Annotated in this window: 18 protein-coding genes and 2 pseudogenes; 8 read left to right on the top strand and 12 right to left on the bottom strand. The window is 63.3% G+C overall.

Features of this window, described 5'->3' with window-relative positions; genetic code table 11:
- The first annotated feature begins 34 nt into the window (after window positions 1–34).
- Window positions 35–589 (top strand): adenylate kinase, encoded by a 555-nt coding sequence (locus BLW00_RS19140; RefSeq protein ID WP_092557577.1) that lies wholly within the window; start codon window positions 35–37, stop codon window positions 587–589.
- Window positions 590–604: 15 nt separating this feature from the next.
- Here the strand turns inward: BLW00_RS19140 and BLW00_RS19135 are convergent, their stop codons facing one another.
- Complete coding sequence (locus BLW00_RS19135; RefSeq protein WP_092557255.1) at window positions 605–1333, bottom strand: haloacid dehalogenase type II; 729 nt, start codon at window positions 1331–1333, stop codon at window positions 605–607.
- Window positions 1330–2238, bottom strand: a complete 909-nt coding sequence (locus tag BLW00_RS19130; protein WP_175494403.1) for a LuxR C-terminal-related transcriptional regulator — start codon at window positions 2236–2238, stop codon at window positions 1330–1332. Before BLW00_RS19130 ends, BLW00_RS19135 begins: the two co-directional genes overlap by 4 nt.
- Before the next feature lie 216 nt (window positions 2239–2454).
- On the opposite strand from BLW00_RS19130, the gene BLW00_RS19125 reads away from it, so the two are divergent.
- The 4 genes from BLW00_RS19125 to BLW00_RS19110 all read left to right on the top strand — a co-directional run bounded on the left by BLW00_RS19125 (window position 2455) and on the right by BLW00_RS19110 (window position 7481).
- The gene (locus tag BLW00_RS19125; protein ID WP_092557251.1) at window positions 2455–3735 is read left to right on the top strand and encodes an MFS transporter; all 1281 of its coding nucleotides are present in this window, start codon (window positions 2455–2457) and stop codon (window positions 3733–3735) included.
- A gap of 120 nt (window positions 3736–3855) precedes the next feature.
- Complete coding sequence (locus BLW00_RS19120; protein WP_217634432.1) at window positions 3856–5499, top strand: GMC oxidoreductase; 1644 nt, start codon at window positions 3856–3858, stop codon at window positions 5497–5499.
- The gene (locus tag BLW00_RS19115) at window positions 5499–6473 is read left to right on the top strand and encodes an MDR family oxidoreductase (protein ID WP_092557247.1); all 975 of its coding nucleotides are present in this window, start codon (window positions 5499–5501) and stop codon (window positions 6471–6473) included. Before BLW00_RS19120 ends, BLW00_RS19115 begins: the two co-directional genes overlap by 1 nt.
- 84 nt (window positions 6474–6557) lie before the next feature.
- Window positions 6558–7481 (top strand): alpha/beta hydrolase, encoded by a 924-nt coding sequence (locus BLW00_RS19110; RefSeq protein WP_092557245.1) that lies wholly within the window; start codon window positions 6558–6560, stop codon window positions 7479–7481.
- A gap of 490 nt (window positions 7482–7971) precedes the next feature.
- Here the strand turns inward: BLW00_RS19110 and BLW00_RS19105 are convergent, their stop codons facing one another.
- Window positions 7972–8433, bottom strand: coding sequence for an ester cyclase (locus BLW00_RS19105; RefSeq protein ID WP_092557243.1), 462 nt, complete (start codon window positions 8431–8433; stop codon window positions 7972–7974).
- The gene (locus BLW00_RS19100) at window positions 8417–9001 is read right to left on the bottom strand and encodes a TetR-like C-terminal domain-containing protein (RefSeq protein ID WP_092557241.1); all 585 of its coding nucleotides are present in this window, start codon (window positions 8999–9001) and stop codon (window positions 8417–8419) included. The genes BLW00_RS19105 and BLW00_RS19100 overlap by 17 nt, the downstream gene beginning before the upstream one ends.
- A gap of 209 nt (window positions 9002–9210) precedes the next feature.
- On the opposite strand from BLW00_RS19100, the pseudogene BLW00_RS19095 reads away from it, so the two are divergent.
- Together BLW00_RS19095 and BLW00_RS19090 are read left to right on the top strand one after the other, a co-directional pair.
- Window positions 9211–9665: pseudogene (locus BLW00_RS19095) on the top strand (SRPBCC family protein).
- A 656-nt stretch (window positions 9666–10321) separates the two neighbouring features.
- Window positions 10322–11252 (top strand): annotated as a pseudogene (locus BLW00_RS19090) (IS5 family transposase).
- Here BLW00_RS19090 and BLW00_RS19085 read toward each other — a convergent pair.
- The 8 genes from BLW00_RS19085 to BLW00_RS19050 form a co-directional block, all read right to left on the bottom strand.
- Complete coding sequence (locus tag BLW00_RS19085) at window positions 11235–11873, bottom strand: oxygenase MpaB family protein (RefSeq protein WP_092557237.1); 639 nt, start codon at window positions 11871–11873, stop codon at window positions 11235–11237. The pseudogene BLW00_RS19090 and the gene BLW00_RS19085 sit on opposite strands and share 18 nt — an antisense overlap.
- The gene (locus tag BLW00_RS19080; protein WP_175494397.1) at window positions 11870–12679 is read right to left on the bottom strand and encodes a coniferyl-alcohol dehydrogenase; all 810 of its coding nucleotides are present in this window, start codon (window positions 12677–12679) and stop codon (window positions 11870–11872) included. The genes BLW00_RS19085 and BLW00_RS19080 overlap by 4 nt, the downstream gene beginning before the upstream one ends.
- Window positions 12680–13075: 396 nt before the next feature.
- Window positions 13076–13978 (bottom strand): SDR family NAD(P)-dependent oxidoreductase, encoded by a 903-nt coding sequence (locus BLW00_RS19075; protein WP_092557233.1) that lies wholly within the window; start codon window positions 13976–13978, stop codon window positions 13076–13078.
- A 36-nt stretch (window positions 13979–14014) separates the two neighbouring features.
- Window positions 14015–16288: a glycoside hydrolase family 3 C-terminal domain-containing protein gene (locus tag BLW00_RS19070; protein ID WP_092557231.1), complete on the bottom strand. Its 2274-nt coding sequence runs from the start codon at window positions 16286–16288 to the stop codon at window positions 14015–14017.
- Window positions 16289–16327: 39 nt separating this feature from the next.
- Window positions 16328–17788, bottom strand: coding sequence for a family 43 glycosylhydrolase (locus BLW00_RS19065; RefSeq protein WP_092557229.1), 1461 nt, complete (start codon window positions 17786–17788; stop codon window positions 16328–16330).
- Window positions 17789–17884: 96 nt separating this feature from the next.
- Complete coding sequence (locus BLW00_RS23605) at window positions 17885–18043, bottom strand: hypothetical protein (protein ID WP_175494395.1); 159 nt, start codon at window positions 18041–18043, stop codon at window positions 17885–17887.
- 47 nt (window positions 18044–18090) lie between these two features.
- Window positions 18091–19296 carry a family 1 glycosylhydrolase gene (locus BLW00_RS19055; RefSeq protein ID WP_092557225.1) on the bottom strand — a complete coding sequence of 402 codons (1206 nt, stop codon included), beginning with the start codon at window positions 19294–19296 and terminating at the stop codon, window positions 18091–18093.
- A gap of 109 nt (window positions 19297–19405) precedes the next feature.
- Entirely contained in the window at window positions 19406–20518 is a 1113-nt protein-coding gene (locus tag BLW00_RS19050) for an MFS transporter (protein ID WP_175494393.1), read from the bottom strand.
- 296 nt (window positions 20519–20814) lie between these two features.
- On the opposite strand from BLW00_RS19050, the gene BLW00_RS19045 reads away from it, so the two are divergent.
- A complete protein-coding gene (locus BLW00_RS19045; RefSeq protein ID WP_175494391.1) occupies window positions 20815–21468 on the top strand; it encodes a TetR/AcrR family transcriptional regulator in 654 nt (217 codons plus the stop codon).
- Window positions 21469–21567: the final 99 nt, after the last annotated feature.

The raw sequence follows: 21567 nt of genomic DNA, 5'->3' as shown, positions 1-21567 counted from the left end.
CTCCGGAGTCGACCGTGGGTTCCGTCTCGTTCTGATGGGTGCGCCGGGTTCGGGCAAGGGCACTCAGGGCCGCTTGTTGAGCCGGAAACTCGGTATCCCCGCGATCTCGACGGGGGATCTGTTCCGAGACCACCTTCGGCGGCGAACCGAACTGGGTGTCGCCGTAGCCGGCTACATCGATTCGGGAGCATTCGTGCCTGATGAAATCACCGATGCGATGGTACGGGAGCGACTCGGCTCCGCCGATGCCGAGCAGGGATTCATCCTCGACGGCTATCCTCGCACTCTTGCCCAGGTCGATGCCCTCGATCGCGTGCTGACCGCGCAGGGAACCGCACTCACCGCGGTGGTCGCCTTGGACGTGGAACGGTCGACGGTGATCGAGCGGATGCGCACCCGGGCGGGGGTGGAGGCGAGAACCGACGACGACCCGGAAGTCGTGATCCGGCGCCTGGACATCTACGAGGCTGAGACCGCCCCATTGATCGAGCATTACAGGTCCTTGACCAGAGTGCTGGAGATGGACGGCAGCATCGAGCCCGCCCGCCTCAGCGCGATGATCTCAACCCGGTTGAGGGCCCGGGACTGATTCTGACCGACGAGCTCACCGCGCGAGTCGCGGGTGGAGCAGTTCGGCGAGGTGCACGATGTCGTCGGCCACCACATCCCAATCGCTCTCAGCCTCGAGGTCGATCGACTGGTCGGAGCCGTGCTCGAGCGGCCGTGCGACAAAGGCGGTCGCGAGGCCGGAATCCCGAGCGGCGCGCAGGTCGTCGTTGTGGGCGGCCACGAGCATGACTTCGGCGGGAGCGAGCCCCAGAATCGCCGCGGGGCGAAGGTAGGCGGCCGGGTCAGGCTTGTAGGCCTGCGTCAGGTCCGAGCCGATGATCAGATCCCAGGGCAGCCCGGCCGACTTCGCCATCTCGAGAAGGAGAGCAGTGTGTCCGTTCGAAAGCGGACCAATGGTGTACTGCGCTTTGAGCGCGTGCAAACCGGGCACGCTGTCCGGCCAGGGAGCGAGCTCGTGCCACGCGTGGACGAGATCGTAGACGTCTGCCTCCGATGTCTCGAACGGGAGCTCGAATTCTGCCAGCACGCTCGTGAGATTCTCGCGGTGGAGGGTGTCGAGATCCGTGTACGGCCGATCGCCCGATGTGATCCGCTGCATCGAGGGTGCGTAGCGACGCCGCCAGGCATCCGCGAGATGCACCGAGTCGAGACGGCTGGAGTGGCGCGCCGCAACCGTGTCGAAGGCCGAGGCGATACCGCTGCGCCAGTCGACCACCGTACCGAAGGTGTCGAAGAGCACGGCACGGACGGTCGTGGCGGTCATACGAGAAGGTGATTGCGCCGGGCGATCGCCAGAGCCTCGAAGCGAGTGGAGGCGCCGAGCTTGCGCATCGCCTGATTCAGGTAGCTCTTCACCGTGGACTCGGTCAGGCCGAGCGAAATGGCCACTGCGGCATTGGTGTGCCCGAGGGCAACCTGGCTAAGCACGTCCGACTCGCGGGCCGTCAGCAGCGCGGCCACAGCTCGCTCGTCTGGCTGCTCGGGCTCATCGTCGACCTGAGCCATTCCGATCAGACGTCGTTCCACCAACTCGAGCTCCGAGCGCACCGTCGGATCGTGGAGTTGAGCGCTGATTCGTCGCATCTCCGCGTAGATACTTCGAAGCTCCTCGGTCTGTGCTGGCGTGAACGTAGGCGACGGCTCCGAAACGGGGGAATCAGCCGGCGCGACGCGCCGGGGGGTACTCGCATCTAGGTGCGTATCGGCCTCACCTCTGCGACGTCTCTCCAGTCGGATGGCGAGTTCCTTCGCCACCATGGTGGCCGGCTCGATCGACACTCCGCCGATCGTGGAGTGCGAGCGGAGGCCCCCGTAGAGCACACCCAGCACGTGACCGGAGGCGACGACAGGGATCGCGAGCAGGGTGGTGATGCCCTCGGTGAGCACGGCGCGATCGTAGTCGTGCGTGATCGCCCGCGACGACGCGTAGTTGGCGGTGAGCCGCGGTCGAGCCTCGGCGAGCACACGGCCACCCAGACCGGAGCCCTCGGAGACGAGCAGCCCGCGGAGTGAATTGCGCTCGTTGCCGATGAGGTGCGAAATGGAGATCCGCTGCTCGTGGGCGAAGCCGCCGAACACAACGGGAAACCGTGTTCGGCGCATCAACTCGTCGAGGGACTGACGGAGCAAGCGGTCGTCGGCCGGATTTACGGCAGATGCATCGTTCATCTTCATCTGCACCTCGTCGCTGAGTACATAATGCGTACTCTAATACGCCGCGCGGGGGCGTATCCCAACTTTCGGTGGTAGACGGCTTCGGGCTGCGGCAGTTGTATGGGCGGCACCCGATCACGCCGTCAATGACGACGGCCGGCTCGCGCGTCCGCGCTCCGCAACAGACCCACCCGAGACAGAAGAACCACCCGAGACAGAGAGGTCTCCACCATGATCACAGTCCCGCCCGCCACCGTCCGACGCTCTCCGAATCGCTGGTGGTTCGTGATCACCGCGATGCTGGCACTCATCCTCGGCGCCGGCACCCTGAATGTGTTGTTCAACGTGGCCGCCGTTCCGATGATCGAGGAGTTCGGATGGACGCTCGCCGACTTCACCAACGGAGCCTCCTTCGCCACCGTGGCGGCCGGCATTAGTGCTCTCGCTGTCGGAATCCTGGTGTCACGATTCGGGCCGCGAATTCCCACTGTGCCCATTTCGCTCGCATTCGGGGGCGCCGTCGTGCTGTTGGGGACGGCCAACCAGAGCGTGGGGTACTGGTACTTCTTGTGCATCCTGCTCGGAGCGGTGGCCGGAGCGTCGACGCCCGTCGCCCATGTGACCGTTGTGACCGCCTGGTTCTCCGATCGACGTGGAGTCGCTCTCGGACTCTTGGCGGTGGGATCGGCTTTGGGTACGATCCTTATGCCCCCCATCGCAACGGCGATCGAGGCAGGCTACGGGTGGCGTGGTGTCTACATCGCCGTCGGCGTGCTCTGCGTGATCATCCCGCCCGCGGTCTACGCCTTCGTCACCCGGCTGCCCGCCGGAACCACCATGCAGCAGAGCGCGGGAACGGATGCGGCCGCCTCATCCAGCATCCGCTTGGTCGCTCGTCGTCGTCAGTTCTGGCTCTTGCTCGGCGGTATCCTCTTGGTTTCGACCGCGCTGTTCGGTTTGCTCAGCCAGGTGTTTCCCATTTCGGCGAGCCATGGCTACGCTCCGGAGACCGCAGCCTTATTGCTGTCATCTCTCGCTGTGAGCTCCCTGGTCGTACATGGGATTGTGGGCTTCCTGCTCGACCGCCTCTATGCGCCCGGCATCGCGGTGGTGCTGTTCGTGCTCGGCGGAGTCGGAACGGTTCTGCTGTTCACCTCGACGACCCTGCCGATGTCATTCCTCGGGGCGATCCTGGTCGGAGTAGCCTTCGGTGCCGAAGGGGATGTGGCGTCTTATATCGTCGGACGCTTCTTTCCGCTCGGCGCCTATGCCCGGGTGGTGGGCCTGGTCTTCTTTATGCTCACGATCGGCGGAGCCATCGGGATCTTCTTGATCGGCCAGCTCTACGTGGCGACGGGCGGCTACACCGTTCCGATGGTGGTGCTGGTGTCGCTGGTCGGAGCGGGAATCCTCTGCTTCTTGGGATTCGGGCGCTACACGTTCAGCCTCGATGGCTCGCCGGTCACACGCCTCAACACGCTCGGGAAGACCCCATCCGAAGTTGGTGTCTAGCCGGGAAGCATCCCGTTTTCGGTTGATTTCATGCACTCAGCATCCGTATCGTCACAGCACCGCCCGTTCCCTACGGGCCCGTCACGGAGAGGTGGCCACGTGTCCTCCCTGAAAGCCGGTGTGCCCGACACCGAGACGCAGGCAAGCGCTCCCAGAATCGATCCGTCATTCGATTTCGACTGGCTGGTTGTCGGCTCGGGATTCGGCGGCAGTGTCGCGGCACTCCGTCTGACCGAGAAGGGCTATCGCGTCGGCGTGATTGAGCGCGGACGTCGCTACGAGGACGACGACCTGCCTCGGTCCGCCTCAGACCATGAGCGGTACGACTGGAATCCCCGCAAGGGCCTCTATGGAATCATGAGGCCGGCTCTCTTCCGCCACGTCGTCAGCGCGGCGCAGACGGGGGTGGGGGGAGGCAGCCTGATGTACGGCGGGGTGCTATTCCGTGCTCAGCCGGCGTTCTACGACGATCCGCAATGGCAGCGCCTCGGCTCTTGGGAGGCGACGCTCGCTCCTCACTACGCTACGGCCGAGCGGATGCTCGGTGTGCGCACTGCCCCTTGGGATTCGACGACGATGTCACTATCGAGAGAGGTAGCGGCTCACTTCGGTACGCCGGAGTCATTCGCCCTGTCGCCCACCGGGGTGTTCTTCGGGGAGCCGGGCAAGACGGTACCCGACCCGTACTTCGGGGGAGAAGGGCCCGACCGCACCGGCTGCCGCCGTTGTGGCGAGTGCATGGTCGGATGTCACACCGGCGCGGCGAATAGGCTCACCAAGAACTACCTCTGGTTCGCCGAGAAAAGCCGGGCCCGCATCATCGCCGAGCAGGAGGTGGTGGATGTCGCGCCACTGGGCGCCCTCGACGGCGCCGACGGGTATCGGGTCACAGTGGAGTCGCGGAACTCCGCCCACAACGACGTCCGGTCCGACTTCACCGCGAAGGGCGTCGTCTTCGCGGGCGGCGCGATCGCCACCAACGAGCTGCTCGCCGACTGCAAGCATCGCGGGTCGCTCGCGCGCATCAGTGACAGACTCGGTCACCTCGTCCGCACCAACAGCGAGACGGTGCTCAGTGTGCTCTTTCCGAAAGACCTGGAGACCTGGCGTGACGTCACCGCCAGCAGCCGCGTCATCCTCGATCAGGATGCGCAGATCGAGTTCCTCACGTTGGGTCCGAACGCAGACACGCAGCAACGCCTGTTCACGGTGCTGACCGGATCCGGGAGCAGATCGAAGAGAGTCGGTCGCTGGATCGTCGGTGCGCTTCGGCACCCTCGCCGGCTCTGGGCCGTGCGCCCGCAGAATGGGTGGAGCACCCGCACGCTGCAAATGCTGGTGATGCAGCCCCGAGACAATGCCATCCGATTCCGTGCGAAGAAGCGGCGAGGCGGAGGGTGTCGGCTGGTGAGCGAGATCGATCCGGCCCGTCCTGCCCCGACCTACATCGAGATCGGGCACCGGGTCGCTTCGTGGGTGGCGGAGCAGAAGGGCGGCGTGGCGCAGAGCAGTATCTTCGAGGCCTTTTTCAACATTCCGCAGACCGCTCACATGCTCGGCGGTGCGGTGATCGGTGAGAATGCATCCTCCGGCGTGATCGACCCCGAGCTGCGGGTCTTCGGCTATCGCAACATGATCGTCTGCGATGCCGCAGCCCTGCCGGCCAACCCTGGGGTCAATCCGGCGCTTACCATCACCGCTCTCGCCGAGCACGCGATGTCGTTCGTCCCCTCCCTCGTCGACATCGGACGGAAGGCAGCCTGATGCGCGCGATCATCTCTCGGAACAAGAATCTTCCGGCCGAACTGACGCAAGTGGATGAGCACGATCTCGGTGGGGGAGACGTGCTCATCGACGTTACCCACTCCAGCCTGAACTACAAGGACGGAATGGCGCTAACAGGCAGGGGGATCGTGCGGAGGTGGCCGCTGATTCTCGGCATCGACGTTACCGGAGTCGTGGCCGAATCATCCTCTCCGAGATTCTCACCAGGGGACCGGGTGACGCTGAACGGCTCGGGTCTCGGGGAGCTGCGCAACGGAGGGTACGCCCAACGAGCGCGGGTGTCGTCAGAATTCCTGATCTACGTTCCAGAGGCAATCTCACTGTCGCAAGCTGCAGCCATCGGTACCGCGGGATTTACTGCGGCGATCGCCGTGCTCGCATTGGAACGCGAGGGAGTGGAGCCAGGTGACGGAGAGATCCTGGTCACGGGCGCTGCGGGCGGAGTCGGGTCGATCGCCATCAGTCTTCTGGCTCGCCGCGGCTATGCTGTAGTAGCCTCGAGCGGTCGCGCCGTCGACCAAGGCGAGTTCCTCCGCTCGCTGGGTGCGCACGACGTCATCGACCGAACCGATCTGGCGGCGCCGGGAGGCCCCCCGGTACAGCCCGAACGGTGGAGCGGAGCGATCGACTCGATCGGATCGCACACGCTCGCTAACGTGCTCGCCCAGTCACGCTACGAGGGTGTCGTCGTCGCCAACGGCATGGCCCAAGGCATCGACCTGCCGACATCCGTCCTTCCTTTCATCCTGCGTGCTGTGACCCTGGTCGGTGCCAACTCCGTGGATGCGTCGCTCGAGCTCCGCCGACGGGCCTGGACCGTGCTAGCAGACGAGCTCGATCTCGATGTTCTCGACCGGCTGACCACAACCATCGGGCTCGAGGAGGTCATCGGCCACGGCGGCGCCATCTTGCACGGCGCAGTGCGGGGTCGCACCGTCGTGAACGTCGTCTGAGTCAGTGAGTATCCAAGGCGTCTAGGCCTTTCGAGTTGAAGAAGACCTGCCCTGCACCTTCCCGATCGATAATAAGGAGAAGCGATGTCCGAAACCACCGAGGTCAACCTGAGCGCCGAGGCGACTGCGTTCGCCGAGTGGTTCCTGCGATACCGCGTTCCGCCGACCGAGCTCGAGGTCAACCGAGCGCTCGTCGAGGCGAACCACCGCATGGCGACCGAACCCGAGAACGTGACCTATCGCGACATTGATGCCGGTGGCGTTCCCGCGATCTGGTGCGAACCGATCGGCGCTGATACTCGGTTCGTGCTGCTGCACGGACACAATGGCGGAACCGTGGTCGGTTCGGCAGCGATGGATCGCAAGACGGCCGGGCACATTGCTGCCGCGATCGGGATCCCTTCTCTCGTGGTCGACTTCCGGCTCGCGCCAGAGAACAAGTATCCGGCGCAGATCGATGACTTTGAGTCGGCGGTCACGTGGTTGGTCGATCAGGGGTATGCGCCTGATTGCATCGTCACGATCGGCCACTCGGTCGGCGGCTATCTCGCGGCGGCTCTCGCCATCCGGCTGCGCGACGCGGGCAAGCCGACTCCGCTCGCGGTCGTCTCGATCTCGCCGTGGGCCGATCTGTCGATCAACAACGAAACCATGCGCACGAATGCCGAGAAGGACCTCCTGCTCAGCAAAGAACTCCTCGAGTTCTTCCGCGAGGCATGGATCGGCGGAACCGACGTTGCGTCCGACGACGTGCGGATCAATCTGATCCACAGCGACCTCGGCGGTCTGCCGCCGATCCTCGTGTCGTGGGGCACATACGAGGTCCTGGCCGGCGAAGACCAGATCTTCGCCGACCGACTGCGGAGTGCTGGCGTGGATGTCAGCGAGCTACCGGTCGCCGGGCTGCAGCACTCGTACGTGGTCGGCGCCGGACGAGTACCCGAGGCCGACCGTGCGATCAAACAGATCGCAGAATGGGTGCGCGAAAAGGTAGGCATCCGCCGTTAGGCGAGCTACCAAGGCAGATTGGCAGAGTGCCCAACGGAGCGGGCGGGTTCGAACTCTCGCCCAGTCCGAAGTGACTGCCTGGATGGCCGCAAGTACCGGGGTCCGGTTGTCGCGTGTGGCGACGGTTAGGTACCAGTCAGCATGACGATCGGGCCCCTTCCGACCAGATCTCTTGGCTGACAACGTCCCCACTGGAGACGGCCAAGACCTCCAAACTCCGCGTTCGGTCCTTGGTAACCTCCGCACTAAGTGCTGCCTCGCTGATTAAACTCGCAGCCGGGTAAGGGGGATGAGCTTTCCTGCCGTCGTCAGGCTTGCTTAGCAAAGCCAGGCACCAAGACGGCGTTGCCCGCTCTCGATCATCTGCTACTGGGTCATCCCCTTCGCCGCCGTCGGCCTCGCCGCCGTCATCTCGAAGTCGTACCCCACCCGCGTGCACAACGAGGCCGTCGCGGCGGCCTCCCGCCGCTAGCTGTAGCCCGCCCGCCGGTCAACCTGCCCCGACCTGCAGCTGCGTCATCAGGTCGAGGGTGTCGGCGTTGAGCCAGTACTCGACGACCCGCGTGTTCTCGACGCGCAGGATGTCGGTGCCATGGAAGCTCACCTCGGTGCCCACCGGCGCACCGGCACCGGGGATGCCGCCGCCGTAGTGTCCGGTGGCGACCCAGCGAATCACGACGTGGTCGCCGTCGACGACCGGGCCGACCTCGACCGAGAAGTCGAGGTCGGACATCAGCGATCTCATCTGGCCGACGAGATCCTTCATGCCCGAGACCCCGGCCACGGCGCTGCCGTCGCCGCCGTCGAACATCGCGGCGTGCACGCGGTTGTCGGGTGAGATGATCTCGTCGGCGAGGGCGTAGTCGCCGTTCCACAGGGCGACCCAGTTCGTGACGAGCCGGGTGGCGGCGTCGCGGTCGGGGCCGGTAGCGGGGTCAGGTGCGATCGTCATGGTCTTCTCCGATGGTGGTGAGGTGGGTGGTCAGGGTGTGGCCGGAGGTCTCCGCCCAGCTGTCGAGCGCGGCGATGAATCCACGGACGAGTCGGTCGAAGCTGCGGTCGACGTCGACGTCGGCGCTCCAGCGGAAGGCGCCGGCGGTCTCGTACGAGACGAAGCCGTGCAGGGTCGAGCGGAACGCCCGGATGGCGTCGACCGCGTCGTCGCCCTCGAGCCGGTAGGCCGTCAGAACGTCGGCGATCACTTGGATGGCCGCGACCGACACCGCTTCGTCTTCGACGTCGCCGGGCGCGGGCATCAGATTCGAGGCCGCGTAGCGGGCCGGATGCGTCACCGCCCAGTCGCGGTAGGCGTGCGACATGGCCGCGATCGCGTCGGGCCCCGAGCGACCGACGGATGCGCGGGCGAGCACCTCGCCGAGAGCACGTTTCGCGTGCACGGCGATGTCGCGGTGCAGTCCGGCCATCGAGTCGATGTGCTTGTAGAGGGAGGGCTGACGCACTCCGAGTCGCTCGGCCAGAGTCGCCAGCGTGAGTCGGCTGAGGCCCACCTCGTCGGACATCACGGCCGCTTCTTCGGCGACCCGGTTGCGGTTCAGCCCGGCCCTAGGCACGGGGTCTGCAGTCGTCAGTAGTCATGTGGCTAAGCGTGCCGCCCCATTTGGCTAATGTCAATAGCTTCTCTGGGCCGAAGCTATTGACATTAGCGTGTAGGCGATGAAAGCTAGCTTAACACCCACTCGCCGCAGCACCGAACGAACGGATCACGACCGTGAGCATCGTCTTCACCACCACGATCGACATCGCCGCCACCCCCGACGAGGTCTGGGAGGTTCTCTCCGACTTCCCCGCCTACGGCGAGTGGAGCAACTTCTCCCGCGTCGACGGCACCCCCGAGTCGGCGCCCGACTGAAGATGCGTATGCCCGGGTTCTGGTTCTCCTCGACGGTCACCGCGGTCACCGAGCACCGCGAGCTGCAGTGGTCGGCGAGCATCCTCACCGCCGGCCTCTTCCTCGGTGGGCACACCTTCACCCTCGAGCCGATGAGCGACGGGATGACGCGGCTGACCAATACCGAGACCTTCTCCGGTGCGCTCACCAAGCCCTTCGAGGGCCTGTTCGTGAAGAACCACAACGAGGGCGGCTACGTCGCGTTCAACCAGGCGCTGAAGGGCCGCGTCGAGGCCCGCGCCGCGCGACGGTCGCTGCAGGTTCTCGGCGCCTAGACGCATCACGGGCCGTCGAGGCCACGGCGACGCCGACGAGGGCGATCACCCCGCCCAGGGCGGTGACGAGCACGAACGGTTCGCCGAGCAGCAGGGCGAAGAGGTAGCCGAGCGCCGGGATGGCGGCGGTCAGGATGCCCGTCACCACGGCCGACAGACTCTCGGAACTCCAAGCAGATGGCTGCAGGTACGCTGGTTGTACGACCCGAGCATCAGTATGGCGGAAATCATTCTTGAGTTCTTTGAAGTCGTCACCGCGTGCGCTGGCAACGGTCGGCGAATCCGACTGATTCGTACGCCGCGACTTTGCAAGAAATTGCGGCCAGTGCAAGCGGCGACCCACAAGCCGCCCAGTACCGGGTGGACGAGCTCCGGAAAGAGATTTTCGATCAACGCATTCCCAAAGGCTACGGGATTGGCTCGCCCTCCCGTCTGCGCAAGCGTCCTTCGCCGTCAGCGATGAGGGCGCTCGGGAAGAGCGCCCCGAAAGCCAACGCATCTGGCTCCAAAGAGGACCCGGTCGATGCCTTAGTCAACAGGCGTACCCAAACGGTTTGACCATCCAACGCTCGGAACTCACCTCAAATCGCATCCGGGCTGAGCCAACTAGGGCGTGTCTCCCATATGTTCGGTGAAGCTCGCGGCAGTCTGGTCGGGTGAGGTCGACGGGTTCGCGGTATCGGGTGTTCACGGACGAGCAGTGGGAGCGGATTGAGCCGCTGCTGCCGTCGAATTCTGGTCGGCGTGGTCACCCGTTCGGTGACAACCGTCGCGTGGTGGAGGGCATCGCGTATCGGTTCCGGACGGGGATCCCGTGGCGTGACCTGCCTGGTGACGAGTTCGGTCCGTGGCAGACGGTGTGGAAGCGGCACCGCCGCTATGCCGGGGATGGCACCTGGGACCGTGTGCTGACGCGGATTCTCGCGGAGGCGGACGCGGCGGGAAAGATCGACTGGGCAGTGTCGGTGGACGCGACGATCGCGCGTGCGCATCAGCATGCGACGAACACCACCCGGCCCGAGCAGGACACAGGGGGCGGGATCGAATCACAAGAATCTGCCCTGGCACGAGATTGAACCGGCGGGCCACGGCATCGGCCGCTCCCGCGGCGGTCTGACCACGAAGATCCATCAGGCCGTCGACGGGCGCGGCAGGCCGTTGGCGATGATCGTCACCGGCGGGCAGCGCAACGACGGCGCGATGCTCGCCGAGGTACTCGCCCAGATCCACGTCCCCCGGCACGGGAAGGGCCGTGCGCGCACCCGGCCGGATGCGGTGATCGCGGACCGGGCGTACGCGACCGGGGTGATCCGCACCGAGCTGCGCCGCCGCGGGATCAAGACCGTCATTCCCGACAAGCGCGACCAGGCGGCTGCGCGGAAACGGCGCGGCAGCAAGGGCGGCAGACCGCCCGGGCTCGACGCCGACGCCTACAAGGGCCGCAACGTCGTCGAGCGATTCTTCGCGCTCGCCAAACAATGACGAGGCATCGCCACCAGGTACGACAAACTCGCCATCACATACCGCGCTGGCGTCACCCTCCGCGCCATCCTCACCTGGCAACACCTATTAGGAGACACGCCCTAGTGTCGGCATGAATTGCAGCAGCGCGTCGGCGAGTTCCTTGTTCTGCGGCTCGAACGCGAGTTCGGTGTCGAGATAGTTCTCCCAGAACGCACGCGCCTCTTCGATCGTGTCAGGGATGGGCTTGTGTGAGCCGAACGCGCGGGCTTCTTTCGCGTAGTGGGTTAACACGCCGCGGCGTTCCGTGTCGGTGACCGGCCTCCATCCAAACCTGTCGGCGAGTTCGAGCGACATGATGGGAACATCGCACCCGACGGCGATGAAGTCGTCGGGATGGATGTCGTAGTGTCTGTGCATTGCGTTTACGCGTCGGGCGGCGTGCCTGCCTTCCCCGGGCTCCAGGCCGTGGGACATGACGGCTCCGGTGAGGAGGCTCGTGTCGACGAATCGTTTAGCGGTGTGATGCTCAGCTTGTCCGCTTGCCTTGAGGATCCGCGACATTCGAGGAGCGGCGAAGGTAAAGAGAAAGCCGGAGACGCCTTGCACGACCATCACGGACTGGAAATCGGTGTAGAACAGTTCGGTGATTTCGCGGTAGTCGACTTCGGGATCGAGCGTCTGGATGCGCTTCAAGCGCGCGAATCGGTCACCGCTACCGAGCCACTGCGGTCTCGTCTTGCTCATTTGAGGCCCCCGTCGGAGTTCCAGAGACTGCCCGTCAGCGACAAGCTCGCCCAGAACCCACCGTCCACGGACAGATCGGCCCCGTTGACGTAGGAGGCGCTGTCGCTATTGAGGAACAGCAGGGGCCCCACCTGCTCCTCCGCGGTCGATCGACGACCACTCGGGTAAAGAACAGGATCGATCGCTTCAGTCGAATACGCGGCTTCGATCGCCTCGAGCATTGGCGTTTGCACAGCGCCAGGGCTTGCGGTGTTGATCCGGATGCCACGCTGGATCAGGACCGCGGACTGCTGCATCGTCCACACGTTGAGTGCTTCCTTCGCGAACGCGTCCGCGTGTCCCGCTGCTTCCTGATTCCGTACATACCACTCGAGCGCGTCGTCGAAGTCATGGGAGACGAAGTCCAGGAGCAGGGTCCGCTTGTGTCGCCAACCGTATCCTCCGTCAGAGGAGGTATTGACGATGGCGCCTCCGGCAGTCATGTTCGCCGCAACCAGGTCGGTGAACAGCCTCGTGCCGAGAAAATTGACTTTGAGGATGTCGAGCGCCGGACTCATGGGCACGGCGCCGGCACAGTTGAACAGTGCGTCGACAGGTCCTCCGATGCTGTGCACTGCCCCCTCGATTGATGCAGGGTCGCTAAGGTCCAACGGATGGAACTCGGCGCTCTTCGCTTCAGGTTCGCGTCGTGCAGCTGCGTGCACTTCCGCGCCGAGTTTGACAAGCGCTGTGGCAACCGCAGCGCCGATGCCCGACGAGGCGCCGGTAACTACGACGCGCTTGTCCTGATAGTCAATGAAAGTCATTAGGGCTCCGGGATCAAATCGTGGCGAGCGTGGGGGCGTTGACAACATTTGTGAGGGGGACACCGCTGAGAGCTCTGTGCACTTCGTCGTAAGACTTCGAGTAGGTCTCCCCAGCGGCTCGACGCTGAAATGCGCGGCGTGGGGGGCTGAGAATGACCCCGTCGAGAGAGCGGAGACGGCAATCGACGTGAGCACGTCCGCGAGGGCGTCCTCGTCGATTGCCGTCGCCGCTCGGCTCCATCCCCGGAATCACTCCTTCCCGCGCCCTCCCATCACTGTTGACGTTGTTCCCCTCGGTCTGATGCGGTGGCGCGGATGCACCCCAGAGGATGTTGGCAGGAAATCGCGACAACGGAGAGTCCTTGGTTCGGCGGCAATGGAGCCGGCGGCCGGCGGCTAGTTTTCAAAGAGGCCGGTAGGAACGGTCTGGTCGAGCTCGTCCAAAGACCATTCGGGCGTGGATCTATGATCGCCCTTGTAGATGCTCCGTACTTGCTCGAACGATGACCACCGTGTGACCGAGCCACCGCCAATGGTGAAGACCTGGCCGGTCGTCTTCGCCGCCGCATCCGTGGTCAGCCAAGTGACCATCGGTGCGACGTAGCTGGCCGGACCCGGACCCGCCTCAATGGCTGCCCACATCTCGTCTGTGATCTCTCCCGCGTCGTGTTTGACCTTCCAGTCGGCGATCGTCGCGTGGTACAGGCGAGTGGCAGCTGCGGGGTTGAAGCTGTTGGCGGTGACACCGTGCGCGCGGTAGTCATTCGCGATCGCTTTCGTGAGAGAGATTACGCCGCCCATTGCTGCGGCGAAGATCGGGTTACCCAGAGTTCCGCGAGCGCCTTCAGAGGTGACTGTGATGAACCGTCCCCATCCGCGCTCTGCCATTCCGGGAACGGTTGCGCGTGCGAGGAAGAACTTCTGGGAGAGGAACAGATCGATGAAGCGGTGCCATGTCTCATCGGTCGCGGACAGGTCTCCCGGGAAGATGGCGCCCGCGCACGCCACGACGATGTCAACTGGACCGAAGGCCGATTCGGCAATCGCCACGGCGTTCTGCACGCCTTCCGCGGTCGCGACCGAATCGTAGCTCGCGACGGCCTCGCCACCTGCGGCATGGATCTCTTCTACAGTGATGTCGGCCGCGCCACGACTGACTCCCTCGGCTTGTTCGCTTGTGCCCAGGTCGTTGACAACGACCCGAGCGCCTTGAGCTGCGAGTGCAAGCGCCACAGCCTTGCCGACGCCGTTGCCTCCACCCGTGACGAGGGCGGTCTTTCCAGTCAATCGTTCCGTCATAGTCGATCCTTTCGTTGAGGTGGTCTGGCGAAGCGCTTAGTTGTTGTCGGCACTGGGAGCCGTAGCAGCGGAGTTGACAGCTTCGAGGAGCGCTCCAAGTTGCCCTTCTGCCTCGGGAGTTCCGGTGATGAGCCGATTCAATGGCATCGATGCAACCATCTTCATCACGTCCATCCCCAGTTCTGCGCCAGCGTCGGCGGAGGGCATCAGTCCACCGAACGCTGCCATCGCGATGGGCGAGGCGGCGGGGTTCGACATCAGTTCAGCAACAGTCGAGTTCGGCGTGAAGACGCTGCGATCGACGTCGCCGACGACTTCAACGAGGGATTCAAGCTGAATGTCGCGACTGGACTTCGCGGCGGCAACGCGATAGACGCCGTCCTCGACGATCCATCGGTTGAAGCGGTCATCCCAGTACGCCAGGTCTCGTCGATCCACCCGAATATGCACGGTGACGCTGTCTCCGGGCTCCACCTCGACGACAGAAACACCGACCAGCTCGCGAGGGGCTCGACTTACGGCCGAATCCACCTTCGAGGCATAGATCTGGACGATCTCCCGCCCGGCGACCGGGCCGAGGTTTTGGACGCTGACAGCGATAGCGATTCCGTCCTGGTCCCCTTCGACCGCCAGAGCATCGAAGGAGAAGTCCGTGTAGGACAGTCCGTGTCCAAAGGGGTAGAGGACGTCTTGCGCGCGGGCGTCGTAACCCCTGTAGCCAACGAACAGTCCTTCACCGTACACGACGCGGGAGTGCTCACCCGGAAATTGGAGGTAGCTGGGCGCATCTTGCAAACGAAGAGGCACGGTCTCCGCCAAACGTCCTGACGGGTTCACTGCCCCAAAGAGCACATCCGCAATCGCGGCGCCTCCGCCCTGACCAAGGAGGCCGCCAGATAGAATGGCCGGTGCGAGCTGATGCACGGGGGCGAGGTGCACAATGCCGCCGGCTGAGAGAACAACGACGGTATTTGGTTGCTCCGCAGCGACCGCTTCGAGAACAGCCAGCTGTTCTGGGGGCAGGTCGATCGTCTCGCGATCGAACCCTTCAGATTCGTGCGCCTCAGCGAGCCCCAGGAAGACGATTGCGATGTCGGAGTCGTGTGCCCGCTGCGCTGCCTCAAGTCGCAGAGCAGCCGCGTCACCGGATCCATCAGTTGTGAATCCGAGTGCGTACTCCACGGTCGCCCGAGGAGCCGCAGTCCGGATCTCCGAAAGGGGGATGTCGAGATGGGTGGCTCGGACATGTGAGCTACCGCCACCCTGGTATCGCGGCGCTGACGCGAACGCACCGATCACGGCGATGCGTCCGTGAGGCTCGAGGGGCAGCAGGTTGCCGTCATTCTTGAGGAGCACGATGCTTCGGACTGCCGCTTCGCGCGCCAGAGCGTGGTGCGCTTCGTAGTCGACGGAAACATCTCGACCGTGATGTTGAGCCAGCAGCGAAGTACGAGCCACTGCAGTTGCCGCGCGATCCACGTCGGTCTCAGACAGTTCTCCCTCGAGCACCGCGTCCACGACCGCACCGTTGAAGAACTCCGTGCCTCCGGGCATCTGGAGGTCCAGGCCCGCGGCAACAGCGGCCACACGATCTTCGACCGCACCCCAGTCGCTCACAACAGCACCCTTAAAGCCCCAGTCACGACGAAGGACGTCCGTCAACAGCCACTTGTTCTGGGACGCGAGCACTCCGTTGATGCGGTTATACGAGCACATCACGGTCCAAGGTTGCGCGTCACGGATGACTCGTTCGAACGCACGTAGGTAGATCTCTCGGAGCGGCCGATCCGCGACGTCTGAACTCAGCCGCATGCGGTCGTATTCAGCATTGTTCGCGGCGAAGTGTTTCAGTGATGCGCCCACACCGCCCGCCTGGAGACCATTCACCCACGAGCTTGCAAGGAAGCTCGTGAGATACGGGTCTTCGCTGAGGTACTCAAAGTTGCGTCCACACCTCGGATCTCTCTTGATGTTGATACCCGGACCGAGAAGTACGTTCACGCCTTGGTCTTGTGCTTCCAGCGCGAGTGCCCCGCCAACACGGCGAACGAGATCGTGATCCCAACTCTGTCCAAGCCCAACGGCGGGAGGAAAGCAGGTAGCAGGCACACTTGCGCCGAGACCTAGGTGATCAGCCGCGTCACCTTCCTGTCTGCGAAGTCCGTGCGGGCCATCGGACATAACGAACGTCGGCACGCCTTGCGCTGGCGCCGACTCCCAGAAAGATGCCCCACCCCCTAGCGTTGCTTTCTCCGCGAGGCTCAACCTCGCTACAAGATCAGCGGCCTCGATCTCAAAGGTGTCGGTCATCTGAATCTCCTGTCAAAGTCGTGCGAATTGCAGCGTTGCTCAAACATCGCTGGCGCCACCAAGGGTAAATGTGTGGAAGTCCGTTGCGCCCGTTCCGCGATACCGGAAGTACAGTGCCGTTTCTTTGCCGAGGCCCTCGGGAAGGGACGCGCGACTGAGTCCCGAATGAGTGGGCACTCGAACGCTGGCGATGGGGGCGCCGTCGAGCTCGGTACTGATGAAAATCTTGCCGTCGCCACGACGAGAATCCACCGCGATCGATCGCGTCTCGGTGAGATCGAAGTACTTGAATCCGGCGACGGCACCATCGCGGAGGTTTGCGATGTACTGATCGCCGTCACCTTCTCGATCCCGGCCAGTCTGCGTGAAGTACGGATGCGAGCTCCTGCTTCGAAAAAAGCTCAGGTACGGAACGGGTTTCGCACCAGCGGCGGACTGCAGTACGCAGGCGATACGCGCCGGATACTCTCCGATTCCAGGCAATGGACCGTTGTTTAGCCCAGAGCTGGTCATCTCGGCTTGCGTGAACTGCCCATGGCCATCGATGGCGATGGGTTCGGCAGCCGCCTGACGGCTGACCTGATCCCGGTTGGTGTGTCGGTGATAGAAGATGTACCACTGACCATCGATCTCGACGAGCCCGCCGTGATTGTTCGCGGTGTAGTTCAGCGCGTCCCTCGGCGTGCGCCCGTTGAGTCCGATGTCGCCGTTACTGATCAGTACCCCACCGAATCGGAAGCCCTCGCTGGGGCGACTGCTTGTCGCGTAGCAGAGCTCATGTCCATGTATCGAGGAGTACACGAAGTAGTACGTGTCACCGATCTTCCGGATGGACGCAGCTTCGAAGAACTCGTGCCCCTCGAAGCCGCTTCCTTCACTCTTTCCCACCATCGGCACGATCAACCGTGGCCCGACCGCGATCGTCATCATGTCGGGCTCGAGAGTCGCGACGTAGGCTCCTTCGTGTTCGAGTTTGTGCTTATCCATCACCCGCGAGGTGAGCGCGTTGTCCGGCGCAAATCCGAAGTAGAGGTATACCTGCCCGTCGTCGTCTACCAACACGCCGGGATCAAAGGGGAATGGCTGGCCGGCGATAGAGCCGAGAGGCGCGCCGTCCCGATCAGTGACGTGACCGAGAAACTCGTACGGCCCTTCGGGGGCGTCCGCCACCGCCACCGACAGGCGCGGCACGAACTGCATCCCGTAGTACAGATAGAATCGCCCGTCTGCTCCTTGGACCACATCGGGGGCCCAAAGCGCGATCTTTCCCTTCGGGTTCCCCGGATCCTGATCCTTGCGGTACACGACGCCGTGCGACGTCCAGTTCCCAAGATCGTGCAAGGGCGCCGACCACACCACATAGTCGTTCATGCAGTACTTAAGTCCGCCGAACCTGTCATGCGATCCGAAAAGGTACAGACGATCGCCGAAGATGCGTGGCTCACCGTCCGGAACGTACTCCCAGTCGGGTAGGAATGGATTGACGGCAAGAGTGGTCAAGTGCTTCTCCTTTGGTGCGACAAACTCTGTGTGGTGTCCGTGACGGGGCGGGGCGGGGCGGGGCGGCGAAGACTGGCTGAGCGTGCGAGGCGTCGCTTAGCGCACACTCTTGATGGGCAGGACGGCGAGGGCACCCAGCAGAGCGATGACGACGACTGCGATGTAGATCGCGAGGTACCCACCAAAGGCAATGACGATGACGCCGGCGATGGCCGGTCCAATGACTCCGGGCAGTGTGGAAGCGATGTTGAGCACGCCCAGATCTGTTCCGAATCGGTCCTTGTCTGGCAGTACCGAGCTGATCACAGGTGCCCGTCCAGGGCGATGTTGCCTAGCCACGCAAGGCTCGGTTTGGGCGTTCGCTCGAATGTTGCGCGGTCGACGGCGATGAGGCCAAAAGTGGGACCCCAATGCCCCCATTCGTAGTTGTCCAGCGCACTCCAGTGGAGATAGCCGCGCACGTCCACGCCATCAGCGATGGCGGCCTGCAGCCCGGTCAACGCACCGGAGGTGTAAGCGATGCGCCGTCGATCGTCATCTGTGGCAATTCCGTTTTCCGTTACGAGGACCGGAACACCTCCAGTGACCTCCCACGCGTGGCGCACTGCCATGCCGAGCGCATCGGGCCGATAGCTTGTGCCGACCATGGTGTTGTCGGGGTGGGCGGGGTGGGGCACAAGGCCGTTCTCGTCAACTTCCTGCGACGAGTAAGACTGGACACCGATGAAGTCATCGTTGCGCGCAGCTTCTAAGTAAAGGTCCTCAGTTCTATATCGGATGTCGATGAGCGTCGCCGCAGCCCCGGGCTTTGCTGTGAGCGCACCGTTCGCGACGGTCCAGCCCACTTTTGCGCCGACACGTTCGCGGATGATGTCTCGCACCGCGTGATGTGCCTCCACCAGCGGAGCGCCGAATCGAGGCTCTGGTGTCGGCAGTGAGTGAGCTCCCACGTCCGGCTCACCTTCGACGGTTGGGCTTTGCCAGTCCGGTACGGGCCCGGATGCGAAGGCCTCCATCATCATTCCCATCATCGCCTGCATGTTTGGTTCGTTGATGGTGGCGACCCATTCCACGCCATCGAGGATCGTCGTGGCTTTGGTCACGTATGACCGAAAGCGTTCCACTGCATGCGGGCCATACCAGCCCCCCTCCTCAGCGAACCACCGGGGATTAGAGAAGTGCTGAAGCGTAACGACCGGAGTCAAGCCGAAGTTGATCGCGGTCTCGATCATTCGTCGGTAGTGAGCAAGTTCCGCAAGTGAGAACTGCCCGGGGCGCGGCTCGATGCGTGCCCACTCGATGCCGAAGCGATACGCGTTCAGTCCCGCGTCGGCCAGCAGTTGCATGTCCTCTTCGTAGCGGTGGTAGCTGTCCACGGCATCGCCACTGGGTTCCATGCCAGGGATCAGGCCCTCGCGCATCCACCAGTCACTGTTGGTGTTGTTGCCTTCGACCTGATGCGGCGCTGTCGCCGCCCCCCATAGAAAGCTCTTTTTGAACGTCTTCATGGTTCCTCCGTTTCTGTGTGCTCGTCGGAATTGAGATAAGGCAACTTCATAGGTTTCGTGTCACTGGTTGAGGGAGCGGTGTGCGCGCGTTGTCGGCTTGCCGGTTGGTCTAGCTCACAGCGTCGATGCTGACGGTGGACAGGGATGCACGCTTGCCGACGCTGATCGGGATGATGCTTAGGGCTCCGAGTGCCGCGAAAGCAGCGGCGACGTAGTAGACCCAGCTGTAGTCACCGCCCGCCAAGGTAAGAACAAAGGCCGCCGCGAAGGGCCCGAACGCCTGGGGGATCCCATTGGCCAGACCGAAGATTGCTAGGTAGCGCCCGTTTTCGTTTTCATCGGACGGGAGGGTGTCGAGAGCCAGAGCCTGATCAACCGAACCGTAGATTCCGATTGCGAATGTCCCAACTAGTCCGCCCACAATGAACTGCAACGTGCTCGTGGTCGTTCCGACAATAAGAGGGCTCGCGACGAGTAGCACACCGCTGGCGATTAGGAACGGCTTGCGCGACCGCAACTTGTCTGAGAGCCAACCGGCGCCAATGGCACCAATGATCGCAGTGAAGACTCCGAGACCCGCCACTGTAGCGATCAGCGTGGCGACCGCGCCTGTGTCGAGCCCCAGACGGGCCTGCAGCAAATAGATACCGTAGAGACCGCCGAAGGCAAGCGATGCGTACACGAAAAGCTTGCTCAGGATGACCCAACCAAAATTCGTGTGCCGGCGGGGATTGAAGTAGAACCCTCGCGTCAAGTCGCTGAAACGGAACGGCGGGAGAGCACCGGAGTATTGGCTGTCTCTCATGGACACCAGGAACCAGACTGGTCCGAGAAATGCGATTGCAGCGGGAATGAGGAACATCAGCCCAAGCTGCGAGGCGAAAGAACCAGCAATCACAATTCCCACGATCGGACCGATTTGAGTAATCGCGCCGTTGATGCCCATGACCTTCCCGCGTTGTTCCTCCGGCAGCCTGTCACCGAGGTACGCGAGAAGCATGGAAGTACTCAGGGTGTAGCCAACAACTGCCACTGCCCATCCAGCAACGATGGTGACGGCGTCGTTTCCAAGCCCCACGAGAGCGGAACCGGCGAGGGCGATGAGCATCCCACCGAGGAACCAAGGTCGCCTGCGACCAAAACGCGATCGAGTCCGGTCGCTGAGCACTCCTGCGATGGGGTTCGTGAAGAGGATGAGTGTCCCGCCGATGCCGATGCACAAGGCCAGGATCGTGTCCTTGTTGACTGGGTCGATCGCCCCGATCTTGATGGCCAGTGAAAAGCTGGGGGGACGACGAGGGCCAGGTACAGCGTGGACTGCGCCAGAAAGAGGGCGACCAGCTCCCGCTTCAAGAGTTTTGGCGCGGACGGCGCCAGCTCCTCGAGTGAGCTTGGCGCGCTGGCAGAACTATGGGTTGTCATCTGATCTCCCTTGATCAACGTCGCTTGAAACTAGAATCACAATACGAACTTCACGCAGACGCTACCATAAACCGAATCGAACTACGGCATTCGCATGTGAGCGAAGCAACAAAGATGAAGGCAGGTACGTCGATGATCGTGACAAACCCCGGATCTCGCGGCCGATACGCGAAGAGTGCGGCCGTGCGCCAACGCGCTCTCGAAGCGTGCGTTGACGCCTTCGGTATCTCTGGCTTCTACGGGGCAACGATGAAGGATGTCGCAGCGCGCGCAGGCATCAGCTACACAGGACTGCTTCACCACTTCCCCACGAAGGAGACCTTGCTTTTGGCTGTGCTCGAGTACCGAGACAGCAAAGGAACCCAGGTTTACTTCGAAGCGAGTTCTTCTATCGAGGACACGCCCGCCAACGCGGTGCGGGCGATGCTAGAAGTGGCGGTTCAGAACGAGACGGAACCCGGTCTCATTGCCCTCCATTCGACATTGTCGTCTGAAGCAACTACGCCTGACCACCCGGCCTACGAGTATTTTCAGTCCCGGTATCGTGCACTGAGGCAGTTCTATACCGGCATATTCCAAGTACTGGCCTCGCGCGGTGAATCGAACTCCACAATGTCACCCGAGGCTCTCGCTATCACATTCATTGCTTTGCTTGACGGACTTCAAGTGCAATGGCTGTATGAGCAAGACAGAATGCACATGCGTGCCGTAATTGCGGACTTTCTCGAGATGGTAATCCCCAAGGAATAGTCGGCTAGGGCGTGTCTCCTAATAGGTGTTGCCAGGTGAGGATGGCGCGGAGGGTGACGCCAGCGCGGTATGTGATGGCGAGTTTGTCGTACCTGGTGG

It is taken from the genome of Herbiconiux ginsengi, assembly GCF_900107435.1.
In the GTDB taxonomy this organism is placed as follows: domain Bacteria; phylum Actinomycetota; class Actinomycetes; order Actinomycetales; family Microbacteriaceae; genus Herbiconiux; species Herbiconiux ginsengi.
Note: the sequence above shows the minus strand (reverse complement) of the source record. Positions and strands in the feature narration are given on the sequence as shown.